At 58.7% G+C, this 13,811-nt stretch carries 11 protein-coding genes; 5 read left to right on the top strand and 6 right to left on the bottom strand.

Going from position 1 to position 13,811, the window contains the following annotated elements; genetic code table 11:
- Position 1 precedes the first annotated feature (1 nt).
- Both K1Y02_05635 and K1Y02_05630 read right to left on the bottom strand, forming a co-directional pair.
- Positions 2–1,459 (bottom strand): HDOD domain-containing protein, encoded by a 1,458-nt coding sequence (locus tag K1Y02_05635; GenBank protein MBX7255822.1) that lies wholly within the window; start codon positions 1,457–1,459, stop codon positions 2–4.
- A 215-nt stretch (positions 1,460–1,674) separates the two neighbouring features.
- On the bottom strand, positions 1,675–4,554 hold the full coding sequence (locus K1Y02_05630) for a DUF4861 domain-containing protein (protein ID MBX7255821.1): 2,880 nt from the start codon (positions 4,552–4,554) through the stop codon (positions 1,675–1,677).
- 636 nt (positions 4,555–5,190) lie between these two features.
- On the opposite strand from K1Y02_05630, the gene K1Y02_05625 reads away from it, so the two are divergent.
- Positions 5,191–6,588 carry a Gfo/Idh/MocA family oxidoreductase gene (locus K1Y02_05625; protein MBX7255820.1) on the top strand — a complete coding sequence of 466 codons (1,398 nt, stop codon included), beginning with the start codon at positions 5,191–5,193 and terminating at the stop codon, positions 6,586–6,588.
- 45 nt (positions 6,589–6,633) lie between these two features.
- Here K1Y02_05625 and K1Y02_05620 read toward each other — a convergent pair whose 3' ends face one another.
- A complete protein-coding gene (locus K1Y02_05620; protein ID MBX7255819.1) occupies positions 6,634–7,353 on the bottom strand; it encodes a hypothetical protein in 720 nt (239 codons plus the stop codon).
- Between the two features lie 108 nt (positions 7,354–7,461).
- On the opposite strand from K1Y02_05620, the gene K1Y02_05615 reads away from it, so the two are divergent.
- Positions 7,462–7,869: a PaaI family thioesterase gene (locus tag K1Y02_05615; GenBank protein ID MBX7255818.1), complete on the top strand. Its 408-nt coding sequence runs from the start codon at positions 7,462–7,464 to the stop codon at positions 7,867–7,869.
- A 20-nt stretch (positions 7,870–7,889) separates the two neighbouring features.
- On the opposite strand, the gene K1Y02_05610 is transcribed toward K1Y02_05615, so the two are convergent.
- Positions 7,890–8,879, bottom strand: coding sequence for a hypothetical protein (locus K1Y02_05610; protein ID MBX7255817.1), 990 nt, complete (start codon positions 8,877–8,879; stop codon positions 7,890–7,892).
- A gap of 241 nt (positions 8,880–9,120) precedes the next feature.
- Here K1Y02_05610 and K1Y02_05605 point away from each other — a divergent pair, with 241 nt between their 5' ends.
- The 3 genes from K1Y02_05605 (at position 9,121) to K1Y02_05595 (ending at position 12,159) form a co-directional block, all read left to right on the top strand.
- The gene (locus K1Y02_05605; protein MBX7255816.1) at positions 9,121–9,891 is read left to right on the top strand and encodes a DUF3800 domain-containing protein; all 771 of its coding nucleotides are present in this window, start codon (positions 9,121–9,123) and stop codon (positions 9,889–9,891) included.
- A gap of 266 nt (positions 9,892–10,157) precedes the next feature.
- Positions 10,158–10,916 (top strand): hypothetical protein, encoded by a 759-nt coding sequence (locus K1Y02_05600; protein MBX7255815.1) that lies wholly within the window; start codon positions 10,158–10,160, stop codon positions 10,914–10,916.
- 28 nt (positions 10,917–10,944) lie between these two features.
- A complete protein-coding gene (locus K1Y02_05595) occupies positions 10,945–12,159 on the top strand; it encodes a PmoA family protein (protein MBX7255814.1) in 1,215 nt (404 codons plus the stop codon).
- Positions 12,160–12,214: 55 nt separating this feature from the next.
- On the opposite strand, the gene K1Y02_05590 is transcribed toward K1Y02_05595, so the two are convergent.
- Positions 12,215–13,027, bottom strand: a complete 813-nt coding sequence (locus K1Y02_05590; GenBank protein ID MBX7255813.1) for a 1-acyl-sn-glycerol-3-phosphate acyltransferase — start codon at positions 13,025–13,027, stop codon at positions 12,215–12,217.
- 11 nt (positions 13,028–13,038) lie between these two features.
- Positions 13,039–13,806 (bottom strand): 1-acyl-sn-glycerol-3-phosphate acyltransferase, encoded by a 768-nt coding sequence (locus K1Y02_05585; GenBank protein MBX7255812.1) that lies wholly within the window; start codon positions 13,804–13,806, stop codon positions 13,039–13,041.
- Positions 13,807–13,811 lie beyond the last annotated feature (5 nt).

Genomic DNA, 13,811 nt, shown 5'->3' with positions numbered 1-13,811 from the left:
CTCAACTCAGTGAATCGCTGAGACAGGCATTGCGCAGACTAAGGTACTCGACCAGCATCGCTTCCGCGGATTCGAAGTCCAAGCGAAGAATCGTCATGGGCAGCTTCAGATCTTCGAAAATGGGAGCGTTTTCTTCGATGGACGCGCCTTGCGCGTATGCCATTGCGGACGCAATGGATACGATGGCCACATTCTCTTTGCTGTCGACCGCCAAGTCGGGCCGGTGGTGGAAGCGAATCGGTTCGACAATGTCTACCGGAAGACCCCAACGTTCGCCCAGCAGGTACCCTGCTTCCGTGTGCGATAGCCCGATGATTTCTTCTTCTGCCGCGACCAGTTCAAGCGACGACAACTCTTTGGGGACCTTTGCGTAGAGTTCCGGCACAATCTCGGAAAGCGCGAGCCGCCCGATGTCGTGCAGCAGTCCTGCAGAGAATACACCAACCTGATGCTTGCGCCGCGCCGCTTTCGAGACTATGCGCGTCGCGCCGGCGCAGCACATCGACTCAACCCAGAAACTCTTGTAGTCGAATTTCTTCGACTTCTCGAACATATTCACGACGGCCGCGGACAATACGATGGAGTAGGTCTCACGGAGTCCCAACAACGCGACCGCAAGAGAGATATCGTCCACACGCTGCGGGAAACCGTATGCCGCCGAGTTGGCGACGCTCAGCACCTTCGCCGCGATTGGCGGGTCCAGGACGATGATGTCGGCGACGTCGCGCACGGAGCTTAGCGGGTCCAGGGTCGCTTCCTGCACACGTTTGACTGTCTCGGGCAGCGCGGGCAGCGTGTCGACCTCGTGTATGAGCGCGGCAACGTTGCGCAACCGGATCGGCGCTTTGAGACCATGCACATCTTCCGATGCGGAAGACGTAGCCAGCGAGATTTCCGTGGAGACTTCGGGATCGGCCTGCGGATAGTACCGCTCAATGGCTTCTCGAATGTCATGTGCGGAACACAAAAGAGCTTTCACGCGAAGACCGGTAATGGTTTCGATTTCGCGAATGGTATTGGAGTCGAGCGGACAAACCATGCCGATGGTCAATAGCCGCCCAAGCCGGTCGATCGGGAACAGTTCATGGCGTACCGCGATCTCGCGCGGCACGAGTTGAACAAGGTCGCGCGCCACTTCGTAATGCGACAGGTCTAAACTTGCCACACCCGGCTGCCGGGCCAGGAACTCCACGAACTGATCGGTATCCAGGGAGCCCTGCGCAATCATGATTTCGACGATCTTGCCGCCCTTTTCTTCCTGTACCTTCAGCGCGCGTTGGAGCTGACGCTCGTCTACCAGTCCCGAATCGACCAGCAACTGGCCGATACGGCGCTTGGACGCGGGGTCGGTAGATTTCCGCAATGCGCTTCCTCCCGAGGAAGTTGCCTCGGAAGTGGGCTTGCTGAGCAGACTCTTCTTACTGCCGCCGGGTCGAACGTCGCCGTGATTCGAAGTCATGTGGAGGGATAATCCTGTGGCGTTATGAGCGTAAAACTGTGTAATTGTCGGGCAAACGACGGCCAACCCCGTGCAGGTTGATGGCTGCGCCAGGCCTTCCATCTCATCGCAGAGCACTTCATTCTAGGAAGCATTCGAGGGGGTGTCAAGCAACGTGTCCTCCGCGTTGGTTCGTGGAGGACACGTAGGACAGATGGAATCACTAAAAGCGGGGCCTACTTTAACCCAACCAGTTGCGAAAGGCGCCGCAGTTCTTCAAGCCAATCGCCGGTGGACGGCGCGACCGGGTACTGACGGCCTCGCTGCCAATCGGCAATGATGTGATAGACGAGCGGAGTCCCTTTGTCGATGCTGAGGACAACTTCGTTCTCGCTCGCGGGGTTGGACACTCGCAGGAAACGGGATACCGGGTACACGACCCCCATCCCGATGGGTCCCACGTTGAAGGTCTGCTCGCCCTTCACGCCGAACACTCCGGCCGCCGTGTCCACCACCAAGTCCTGGCGCGACAACCGGGTCAGGCTGATACCCAGTTCAATCTTGTCTTCGGGCGCGCCACCTTCGACCAACACTTCTACTGCGGAATCCGCGCGTCCCGCGAATGCCGTGAATCGCAGGCGTACGGTATACGTTGCGCCTTCAGGTCCGACATTCGCGCCTTTGACCTCGACGGTGACCTTGTCGTTGGTCTGTTCCACCAAGCCTTTCGTAAATGTCGCCGCGCCGACTCCTTGCGGGCTGCGAACGGGGAAACCTTTGCCGTTGACGTAAAGCGTCACTCCGCCGCAACCTGCCGTGTCGCGCACGAAGAGGCTGTCCATGCCCCAATCCTGCTCGCGTTCAATGCCCTCTTCCGACTTCAGAGTCGGCAGCAGGAGCGCGTCTTTTTTCTTGCCGAAGAAATCGATCTGCCCCCAGGCGGTCCGGTAGGCAATCTTCTCCGATTCCCAGCCGATTTGGTCGGGCAGCCAATCCTGCGCCCACGCGACCCGCGGCGTGGCAGGAAGCTCGTTCATCTTGCCGGCAACCCAATCCGGGTAGGCAGGCAACGCTTCCGCCAAAGCAAATTCCTTCTCTACCAATTCCCGCATCTTGCCGTAGTCGCCGCGGCTGCGCGCTTCGTTGAGGCCCTGCCAGAATGCGGCATTGTCGTGCGCTTTCTTGAGCGCGACAATCATGCGGTCACGAATAAGACCGAAATAATAAACGCGCGTTTCTTCGCTGCTCATGTACTTGCGGCGGCGCGCGTCGTCAAACGCGGGGGATGCAAAACCCGAGCGTACCAATTGGACAACCGGGTCCGTTGCCGGGTCGGTTCCCTTGGCGGCCAAGGCCTGTTCCAGACGTTGCGACAGCGCAAACAAGGCGGGCGCGTCGGCGGCCAATGCGCCCGTGTGCGTGGTGTTTACCTCGCCCCAGTTCCAGCCCAAATCGACGATGGACGCATCCGCGGCCTGCCACGTATCGTCGGCCTTCCCATCGCAATCGATATCGATGGCCCACGTGTCCACGATTCCGTCGTTGTTGGAATCGGTCATGTCGTATTTCATGTCGGACTGGCTATCTTCGTTGGCGTCGACATCGATCCACGACTTCTTCGCGCCGAAAAGATGGATGCGGTGGTCTGCGGGCCGGAAATACACGCGGATGGGCGTTTTGCTGGCGGGCTCAAGCTCGTACCGCTTGTTGAAAGCGCCGCAACTGGGTCCGCCAACTTGCGGGAATCCTTCAGCCCCCTTCGCAATGATGCCTTCCCAACGCTCGTTACGATCGGCTTTGCCGTCTCCATCGACGTTATCGTCGTTCTCGTCCCAGGTCAGCATTTTGATGGTCCACGGGATTCCAGCGCCCATGGCTGCTGCGGCCGGGTGTGTCAATAGCGGTTGCGTCTGCACGCCGCGCAAGGTCAAGCGCTGCGTGTCGGTGTCGGCCATGCGCGTGTTTTCGGGGGCGTAAGCACTAATGGAAACGTCGTAGTCATGCGGCAGTTCGCGGGTGCTGTCGTTGTCTGCGTCAAAGCTGTGCCGGTAGGATTTCAACGCGCCATCAACAAACTCATAGCGAATGGTCTCTTCGCTGGCCGTGTCCCGGTCGCGGTCATAGAACACAAAGGGATTCTCGAATACGGGAACCCACTCGGGCGTGTCCGGCGTCAGAATGAAGGCGCTGAACATCTCGTCACCGCTGAAGTGGGAGTGCCACTGGCACAGGTCCTGGAAATACGTGTAGGCGACGTTGTACCAAAGCAGGTGGTCTCCACCAATGTCCTTGCCCCACCACACCATGAGCGCGTTTTCAGGTGCTCCGAACCGCCCTCCCGCAAAGTAAAACGCCGTTTCGTCTAACTGCTGGTCGTCGTTGATGTCCGTGTAATCGACCACCGCATTGGCGATGCCATCCGCGTTCCAATCGGCGACATATACGTCGCTGTCCATATCGGGTTCGCGGCCGTTATCGAGGTCGTTGTCTTCGTCGATAGCGCGTACAAGCACCGGCTGGTATTCCGCGGGAATGCGAGGCGACGGATCGATAAACCACACCTCTTCCGGCTTGCCGTCCTGGTTGGCGTCGACAAACTGGAGCTTGCCCGGTTCCAACGCCTTCACTTGCGCCACCAAGTTCGGATCGAGTTTCACCATTTCTCCGAAGACGCGCTCAAGCGTTGGCAAGGCTGGATTGGCGATGGGTTGGGGCGCTGCCGGGGCAGCGGGTGGCGCGGGCGCGGGCTCTGGGGCCGGTGCCGGTGCCGGTGCAGGCGCGGGCTCTGGTGCGGGTGCGGGTGCTGGGGCCGGTTCGGCGGGTGCCGGAGCCGGTGCTGGTGCCGCAGGCTGTTCCGCCATGGGCGGTTGCTCAGCGGGCGCAGCGGGTGCAGGTTCAGGCGCGGGAGCAGGCGCTGGCTCTGGTGCTGGCGCGGGGGCGGGCGCTGGGGCCGGTTCGGCGGGTGCCGGAGCCGGTGCTGGCGCCGGTTCAGCAGGTGCCGGTGCTGGCGCAGGCGCCGCCTCGGGTGCTGGAGCAGGCGGAGCCGGAGCGGGCGCCTCCTGGGCCACGCAGACCGACGCAACCAACAACAGTACTACTAAACTCATCCACCGCATGTATACATATCCTCCACCCAGGATCACGGTGATCCGGGGAGTCCTATCCACAAAATCGCAAAAGAAAACGCGACACAGCCGCTCATTATAGCATTTGGCGGCTAACAACATAAACTTCATCGCCCCGCGCCCGTCGAGGGGCACAACAAGCCTCCCGGCGGAGTCGATGGCGACCATCCGGCGCCCGGCGCCATGCGGCAATTCCGGGAGTTGAGGGGGGTATTTTTTGTTTCTCTTGTTATCCCCGGAAAGTCTCAAGGGTTCCCTGGAAGCCGAATTCCAGGATTCTGCGTGTGCGCGGAACAGGGACCTTCCCAAAGCTACAATGGAAAGACCTCAATTCCATTCTTTAACAAGGATTCACAAGATGAACAGGATGGGAGTTGAATGAGCGTGGCGCGTTGACTTCCTCAACAAAGTCACCTTACAGCAAGAATTGCGACTGCCTCCCGCAGAGCGAGTAGACCGCCAGATTGAAACATCCTTACGACTTTGCGTTAAACCCCGCGAGCGCGACGCGGTTGCGAAGGCCGCTCCTTGAATCCTATAGTAACGTGTTCGGCGAAGGAATCATCCGCTCGCGCGACGCATACAAACAGTGGGTAGCGGCTACCACGGCAATAGGGGATTCAACGTATGGGCAAGCATGTTCTGACTCGAAGAGCGTTTCTCATGGCAACGACGACTTCGGCGGTTATGACCTTTTCGAAGGCCGCCGCCGCGCCGAACACGGCAAAGGTCGTGCCACGGAAACTCTCTCCAAACGAGAAACTAAACTGCGCGGCGATTGGCGCGGGCGGTAAGGGCCTGAGCGACATCATGGCGTGCACGAAGGAAAACGTGGTCGCCCTGTGCGACGTGGATTGGGACCGCGCAAAGGAGGCGTTTGCCCGCATCCCGAACGTGAAGCAATACCACGATTATCGCATCATGCTCGAGCAGATGCCGGAAATCGACGCGGTAACGATTTCGACTCCCGACCACACCCATGCGCCCGCCGCGTATATGGCCATGAAGCTCGGCAAGCACGTGTACGTGCAGAAACCCCTCACGCATACGGTCGCCGAGGCGCGCCTTCTGGCGAACACGGCCCGCGAGATGAAGGTCGCCACCCAGATGGGCAATCAAGGACATTCGGGGAATGGCGTACGCGAGCTGTGCGAGATGATCGAGAAGGGCGCTATCGGCCAGGTCAAAGAAGCCCACGTGTGGACGCATCGTCCCGTGTGGAAGAACCAGGGCCTTGGCGAACCCATGCCGCCAATGGTTCAGCCCGAGAATCTGGATTGGGATCGCTGGATCGGCGCGGCCCCGTGGCGTCCGTATAACAAAGCGTATTGCCCGCACGATTGGCGCGCGTGGCAGGACTTCGGCGGCGGCTCGCTCGGCGATATGGCCTGCCACATCATGGACCCGGTGTACATGTCGTTGAAGTTGGTGGAAGCCCCGTACTACACGGTGGAAGTCGTGTGGCAGAAGGGCCGCAACAAAGAGACCTTCCCGATCTCCAGCACGATCAAGTACTCGTTCCCGGCGCGCGGAGACATGGGCCCGGTCGACGTGTACTGGTATGACGGTCACTGGAAGGATGAGAAGACCGGCGAAGAGATCTACAACCGGCCGAAGCGTCCTGCCGGCATTCCTGAAAACCAGGTGCTGGGCGATGAGAACATGAACGGTTCCTTCCTCGTCGGAGAGAAGGGCGTCATCACCCAGGGCGAATACGGCGGTAATCCGCGCCTCATGCCCGACGAGAAGATGAAGGATTACAAGAAGCCCGATCCATACCTTCCGCGCATTCCTGGCGAAGACCACGCGCAGAACTGGATCGACGCCTGCAAGGGCGGCGAACCCTCCTGCTCGAACTTCGACTATGCGGGTCCGTTTACCGAAATGGTCAACTTCGGTAACCTGGTGGTGAAGTCCGGCAAGAAACTTCGCTGGGACAACAAGAAGGGTGTTGTGACGAACGTCCGCAACGCCTCTGAAATCGTCAGCAAAGAATACCGCAAGGGCTGGGAGCTTCCCTGCTAAGCGTCGCGTGAATCGGCAGGGAGTGGGAAACCGCTCCCTGCCTTTTTATTTTGCCTCGCTCAATTCCGCCGCGAACGCCGCCGCAAGGTCCGCGTACTGCGCAAGGTCCTTCCTGCCCTGCGCGCTCAGCGCATACACGCCTCGGTCAACGCGCTCGAACCAACCGTAAACGTTGTCGTAGAGAATGCCCGTCGTCTTCGGGCCTGTTCCCAAGGCACGCAACGTCTTCGGCGAAAGCGGCCCCAAACGATCCAGGCAAACGGCGATGCGGACGGCGCTCTCGCGATACGCCGTCATCAGTTTGCGCCGCGTGCTGCCTCCCTGGTTGTAGTCGCCGGAACGCCCCGCGACTTCCTCAAGTACGGCGCGCCGTTTCTGGCTGCGTTTCTTGCGGTCAAACGGCGTCGGGTGAAACACGACTTCGACTTTACGCGCTCGGGAACGTGGCGCGACCAGTATCAATCCGAGCTCGAGCCTCCGCAGAAGATGGCGGATTCCTTTCCATTTCTTGGACCATAAGCTCTCGCCCGGACGCGGAATCGCGACATAGACCGAATCGCTGATCCGCTGACGCTCGGTCGCCTGAACAAGCAGCGCAATACCGAACGCGCGCTTCAGTTCGACGACGATGAGGTCGTCGCCTTTCTGGGCGACTACGTCGCAGCCGTTCACTTCGCTGCGCACGGTGTATCCTTGCGCTTCGAGATAGTCGCGCAACGATGGATAAAGATCGACTTCAAGAGTTCTGCTTTTCGCTTTGCCCATGGCGGGAGTTTGGGCGCTTTGGCGGGCACAATTCAATGCGAACGGATGCATCCACGCGCGAGATGGAGTATTGTGGACGCGCCGCGTTGGATTTGGGGAGATGGGTCCATGAAGTTGGATATGCAGAACGTCAATGACATTCTCGCGGACTATTTCGCGGGCATGGTCGGCATGACGGTCTCGCTTGTCGAGCCGGGGCATTCGATTTGTCACCTGGAGATAACGCCTCGCCACCTTAACGCGGGCGGTGTGTTGCACGGCGGAGCGCAGTACACGCTGGCCGACACGAGTATGGCGCTTGCCGTGCTCGCGGGTCTGGAAGATGGACTCGACTGCGCGACCCTCGAAGTAAAGATGACGTACATCAAGGCCGTGTCAGCGGGCAGCGTCACCTGCGAGACGCGTGTTATCAGTCAAGGCAATCGAATTGCGTTCCTCGAATCCGAGGTCCGTTCGGGCGACGATCTCGTCGCAAAAGCGAGCGGATCGTTCTACATTCTGCGCCGCAAACCGTAACGCTCGGTCTGTTCGTCGCTTCAATCCGTAACGATAGTCCCCATCTGCACAACTTCAAAATCGTCTCCGGTGAGTTCTTTCAACGTGTTCAGTTCGTCATCGTCCCACCGCGCATCCGGCGCGCCCGAGATGTACCAGTCGCTGCCGTTGTCGGCCACCATCATTCCGTACTTCTTCAAGGCGCGCAGAATCACTTTCACCGAATCCGGATAGCCGGAGATATCGAAGCTCGCTTTGAGCCGCACACGCATCCCCATCGGCGGCAGCGACGCGCTTGTATTGTTGCTCGCGAAGTGCCGCGCTGGGTACACATACGCACGCCGCGTATGGTTTACGGTAAAACGCAACGCGTGCGTGATTTCGCCTTGTTCCACGACCTCGTCGTATCGCACCAAGCCCGGAAAAATCGGCAAGCCCGCGGCATCCGCCGACGTCCATCCCGCCGGACGCACGTCGTTACTGCTTAGGTCAAAGATGGCCCCGGACCCCGCGCTGTACGGAGCGCCCGAGTGCGCGGGAGGATACACGCTGTACAGTTCGTAGAGGATCCAATTGTCTTGATCAATCATGATCATGTGACGGTCGCCGCTGGAATTGGGTCCCCCCTCGATCGGTGTGTTGCGGGCAATCGGATACAACGCGTGATCGCTCTCGTCGTCGTACTCAAACTCGACCGCCTTGCCCGGCGTGTCGCCCGAAACAAGAATGTACGGTATGCCAAAGGGACCGCCGTTCCAGTTCGCGCCGAAATCGGGGTGAAGGTGGTCGTCCCGGCCAATGCTGTCGATCAACGTATCGGAATTCGGATCGACAGGAAGCGTGTCGATGGGTGTGTTCCACGGATTGTCAGAAGGGAAGATCTGGGCTCCGTCGAGGCTGCCGTTGACAATGCCGTCTACTCCGCCCCCACCGCCGGTATCGTCACCTCCGGGTGGCAATCCGGGATCTCCCGATGGACAACCGGCGCCCAAGGCCGCCACAAAAATTGATAGGGCAAGTAGATAGCGCATCTTCCCCGGACCTCCATTATCCGTCGCCGAAGAAGACGGGCCACAGCCCTTACGTTTTGATTCGCCCCTTTACCCCGCTGAAGTGTACCACATTCTCTCTAGATGCGCCGAAGCCCGCCCAATCTGCGGCTGTAACTTGTGAGTCACCGGAAACAGGCTGCCAAGCTCCATGTCCTTCACGCGCGCACAATCGGCATGGCCATCATGGTACAATGGTACTCCTATCTTCGGGGGGTCGGATATGTACATAATGTACGTAGATGAAAGCGGCGATCCGGGTCTGGTGGGATCTCCAAGTACTTGCTTCGCTCTATCTGGGCTCATCGTGCATGAACAAGACTGGCAGTCAACGTTGGCCCTCTTTGTAGCCCTTCGACGTCGATTGAGAGTTCAGTACGGGCTGCGGCTTCGTGATGAGATCCATGCCGCTCGCATGATTAACAAGCCCCCAAAGTCGTATGCGTTGATAGCAAGAAACGACCGCCTCGCCATAGTTCGCGCCGTCTGCGACGAACTCGCGCGGATTCCGAAGATTGACATCATCAACGTGATAGTCGACAAGAACCGCAAATCGCCTGGCTATGATGTGTTTACGCACGGATGGGAAGCGCTCATTCAACGATTCGAGAATACCATTACAGCCGGCAACTTCCGAGGCAGTCGCAACCTTCCGGAAAAGGGCATCGTCGTTTGTGACCATACCGATGAACTGAAGTTACGCAACCTTCTGAGACGGATGAGGCGGTACAACCCTGTACCCAATCAACAACATTACGGAACGGGATCAAGGAATCTTCAGATTGTGAATCTGATCGAAGATCCGATTATGCGAGACTCCAAACACTCATACTTCATTCAAGCATGTGACGTGGCTGCTTACGTACTCTACCAATTCCAGAATCCCTGCCGATACATGCGGAAGACGGGAGGCGCAAAGTACTTCACTCGCCTGCAGCCAATTCTTTGCAGGTTTGCTTCACCATCCGTTCCCTTTGGAGTAGTCCGTCTATAAAAGAAAGGGGGAGCTTCTTCAGCTCCCGGGTGAGTCCTACTACTCAGACGAGCCAAGTTTCGGACCCAAAAGATTTATACCACCAAGCACTCTGATTGTCAATATAGATAACTCATTAATCCAATACGGACACAGTGCGCGTGGCGAGCACCTCGCGATGTCATCATAACCGCAGATTGCGACAATCGCCCCGGGCGGGCAAGCTGTGCTAAAGTGATGGAGTTGGCGCAAGCTCGTGTTCCAGCGCCTGCAAAGCAGAAGTTGCCATGCCTGCCGATAATGCGACTCTAAAATACGCCGTAATCGATGGATACCGCGAGCAATTGCGCGGGCGGTATCTGCTTGAGAATGTACGGCGATTCGGCGAGTTTCGAGCCGTCTCCGAGCGTAAGATTGAGCTGTTGCGCGATTACTTTCTGGAGTGCATTTATCCCGAGTCGCAACAGCGCATGAAACTGGATGCGGCGTTCGATCACATGGGAGTCGTCATTCGGTCGCCACGGCGCCTGACCCCGCTGATGATGATGGCGGTGAAGACGGTATGGAAGCTTGGCGTGATGTTCCCATCGGCGGTAAAGGCGGGCGCGCATTCGCTGGAAGCGTATCTCGAAACGCGCCGCCTCGAGGGCGAGATGCTGAAGTATGCGCACGCGCGCGGCTTAACGCCACGCGACGTGGCCAAACGCGAAACGATGATTCAGATGATCGCGCACGTGCCCAAGGAAGAAGTCATTCGATTCCGGACGGAAGTGCTGAAGTTGTTCACGTGTTTGTCCAACGTGAAGTTGCTGACGGCTACCGTCGAGATCATGGACAATTCACGCGCGCTGATGGAATCGCGCCCGGATCTGTATGATGAAGAGGAATTGGCGGGGTTCACGCTAGGCCATGAGATTCTGCGGCGTGGCGCGGCCCTGTTTCAGCAATTGAAGACATCGGAGTTCCCGATGATTCTTCGCGGCATCGAAGCGGTTGAGATCGATTGGTATGACCGTGTTCTGGAAGAAGCGGCATCGTTGAGATAAGCGACCGATTCGCACAGGGAGACTCAGAATGAATACTCGATTGGTGTGGACACTTGCAGTTCTAATCTCGGCAGCGATGCCTGGCATGGCGGCCGATTCGCTTGATGGACGCACCATCCTGCTTGAATCGGGTTCGCAAACCAGTCTCCATGTTCCGCTGTCGCTACCTTTTGACGGGACTGTCGCCGACAACCTTGCCATTCGTGTCCAAGAGGGCAAGACCGGCAAGGAATTTCCGGGGACAGTCCGCAACGGCGAGTTCGTTTTCCTTCCGGAGGGCGCCATGCCAAATACAAAGCACACGTACACGGTCAAAGTGAACGACGACAAGCACCCACCTCGCGTTCGCATTGAAGACAACGGCAAACTGGAAGTCTTCATTGACGACGAGTTGTTCACCGCCTATTACCACTCGAACGATTACAAGAAACCTTTCTTGTGGCCGTTGCTTTCCGAGGGCGGCGCAACCATCACGCGCGATTGGCCAGTGGGCGAAAAGGAACTATCCGAAGACCACCCGCACCACAAGTCCTTCTGGAGCGCTTATGGCGACGTGAACGGCGTCGACTGCTGGGCCGAGGGCGAAAACTCCGGCTACCAAGTCAGCGGGGAGGTTACGCACGGTTCTGGCGACGCGTACGGCTGGATTCATGCCAAGAATTCCTGGGTTGATAAAGAGAAGAAGCCTATCCTCGCGGAAGAACGCGAATATCGGTTCTATCCGACACCTGCCAGTTCGCGCCTGTTCGACGTAACAGTCACGTTCACGGCTACCGAGGGTGACGTGCTCTTTAAGGACACCAAGGAAGGTGGGATTGTCGCCCTGCGCATGCGTGACTGCCTGAATGAGAAGAACGGCGGAACGATTACGCTTGATGGGGGCCGTGTGGGAGGGGCAGCGTGCTGGGGCAAGGCTTCGCCCTGGTGTGACTACTCCGGCACCATCGAAGGCGTTGGCGTACGCGGCGTCACGGTGTTCGACAATCCGTCGAACCTGCGTTATCCAACGTGCTGGCACGTGCGCGACTACGGGCTCCTGGGAGCAAACTGTTTCGGCCTTTCGTATTTCACCGAGAAAGACTCGAATCGGCTGAACGGCGATTACACGCTCAAGAAGGGCGAAACGCTCACGTTCAAATACCGCATCCTGGTGCATAGCGGCGGGGCCGCGGACGCGAAGATCGAGGATCGCTTTGCCGACTATGCAAAGCCGCCGAAGGTCAGTTGGGGCGAAGGCAAATAGCCCGGTATTGAGATTCCATCAAGGCGCTTCCGTTTCGGCGGAGGCGCCTTTTACTTTACTCCACGGGATCAAGTTGCGCAGCAACTGCGTCGCGCAACCGCGCGGCAAGCTCCTTCCGGTCATCGGCGGCAATAGGTTCAGAGCCGAAGATCACGCGCGCTTCGAATCGCGGCACGCGCAACAACCTCAACACGTGCACACCAAATGGTGTGTTGTCCGTCCAACATACGGCAATCGAGGCGGGAGGAACGGCGCCGGGGTTGGCGTAGCGCAGCGTTGCGTAGTGGACGCCAAGCCCTATCGCAACGGCAGGCTCCAACAGTGCGGGCTTGAAGGGGAGCACGGTTTCACCGGGACTTGTCACGCTCTCGGGAAACACCAGCATGCCGTTGCCTTCGTGAAGCGAAGCTTGAATCAACTCCGCGACGCGACGCGCATCTCGCATACGCTTTCGGTCGATGAATAGGGTGTTCATCCCTTTGCTTATCCACCCGATCAGCGGCCACGAACTCACTTCCGCCATGGACACGAACAAGCACCCCAGGCACTGCGCATATACGACGATGTCCGCGTAGCTGAGATGATTCGAAACCAGAAGAAAGGGCGGAGCGGGTGGAGTCCCGACCACTTCGATGCGCATCCCCGCGATCCGCGCGATACCGCGGCCCCACAGCCGGAGTATCGACTGACGCATGCGCCGCTCAGTCACGCGCGCCACAATCGATAGCGGCATAAAGGTAAGACGGACCAAGAACAGCCCCACGGTCCATGCGGCAATCAATGTCACTCGCCGAATAACACGGAGCACATCGGCAAGCCCTGGCTTTTCTCCTTTCAGGGGAAGCGCTTCCTGACCTGTGTCGTTCACGGAGCTCAGCCTCAACCCACGGGCGTGAAGCGCTCGAGTACAGCGCGATACAACTTGTCAGCCAGCTCTTTGCGGTCGTCACCTTGGATGGGCTTGTCGCCAAAACTAATGACGGCACTGAACCCGGGAAGGCCGAGCACATTGATCATGTTGCCCATAAACGAGACGCCGTCTTTCCAAATGATGACATCCGCGGCGCGCGGACTGCCCACCGGCGTGCTGTACGAGATTGCCGCATAGTGCACGGCGCAACCCTTTTGGACGGCCGGCTCCAGCAGCGGCGGTTTGAACGGGTGTATCTGCGCATCCTGCGCGATCTTGCTCTCGGCGAACATATGCACGCCGTATCCCTTGTCGAGCAGTCCTGCAATAAGGTCGTTAACGCGCTTCGTGTCGCGCACACGCGCGCGATCGATAAAGCAGGTGTTCATCATGCGCGCGATGAAACCGACGACCGGCCACTGTTCGACATCGGCGCGCGATACATAAACGCAGCCCGCCGTGCGCGCAAGAAGCAGCACGTCGATATAACTCAGATGATTGGTGACGAGGTAGAACGGCGGCGACGGCGGCGTTCCGCGCACTTCCAGCTTCATGTTCACGATGCGCGCCACGCCTCCCGCCCAGCGGTAGAGCAAGCGGCGCGTAGTCCGCTGATCGAGCGAAAGGGAGTACAAACCCAGCATTTTACTGACCAGGCGGAGCGAAAACAGCGACAGCGTCCAAACGGCCAACGCCAGCATGCGCCAACCCACACGCAGTGCCACCAGCAATTTCACGATTC

This window comes from Candidatus Hydrogenedentota bacterium, assembly GCA_019695095.1.
In the GTDB taxonomy this organism is placed as follows: Bacteria; Hydrogenedentota; Hydrogenedentia; order Hydrogenedentales; family SLHB01; genus JAIBAQ01.
The sequence above is the reverse complement of the archived record's forward strand: the minus strand, read 5'-3'. Positions and strand labels throughout refer to the sequence as shown.

Bases quoted from the DNA above. Each gene is read 5' to 3' on its own strand.
- K1Y02_05635 (MBX7255822.1), bottom strand. From the start codon at position 1,459: ATGACTTCGAATCACGGCGACGTTCGACCCGGCGGCAGTAAGAAGAGT.
- K1Y02_05630 (MBX7255821.1), bottom strand. From the start codon at position 4,554: ATGCGGTGGATGAGTTTAGTAGTACTGTTGTTGGTTGCGTCGGTCTGC.
- K1Y02_05625 (MBX7255820.1), top strand. From the start codon at position 5,191: ATGGGCAAGCATGTTCTGACTCGAAGAGCGTTTCTCATGGCAACGACG.
- K1Y02_05620 (MBX7255819.1), bottom strand. From the start codon at position 7,353: ATGGGCAAAGCGAAAAGCAGAACTCTTGAAGTCGATCTTTATCCATCG.
- K1Y02_05615 (MBX7255818.1), top strand. From the start codon at position 7,462: ATGAAGTTGGATATGCAGAACGTCAATGACATTCTCGCGGACTATTTC.
- K1Y02_05610 (MBX7255817.1), bottom strand. From the start codon at position 8,879: ATGCGCTATCTACTTGCCCTATCAATTTTTGTGGCGGCCTTGGGCGCC.
- K1Y02_05605 (MBX7255816.1), top strand. From the start codon at position 9,121: ATGTACATAATGTACGTAGATGAAAGCGGCGATCCGGGTCTGGTGGGA.
- K1Y02_05600 (MBX7255815.1), top strand. From the start codon at position 10,158: ATGCCTGCCGATAATGCGACTCTAAAATACGCCGTAATCGATGGATAC.
- K1Y02_05595 (MBX7255814.1), top strand. From the start codon at position 10,945: ATGAATACTCGATTGGTGTGGACACTTGCAGTTCTAATCTCGGCAGCG.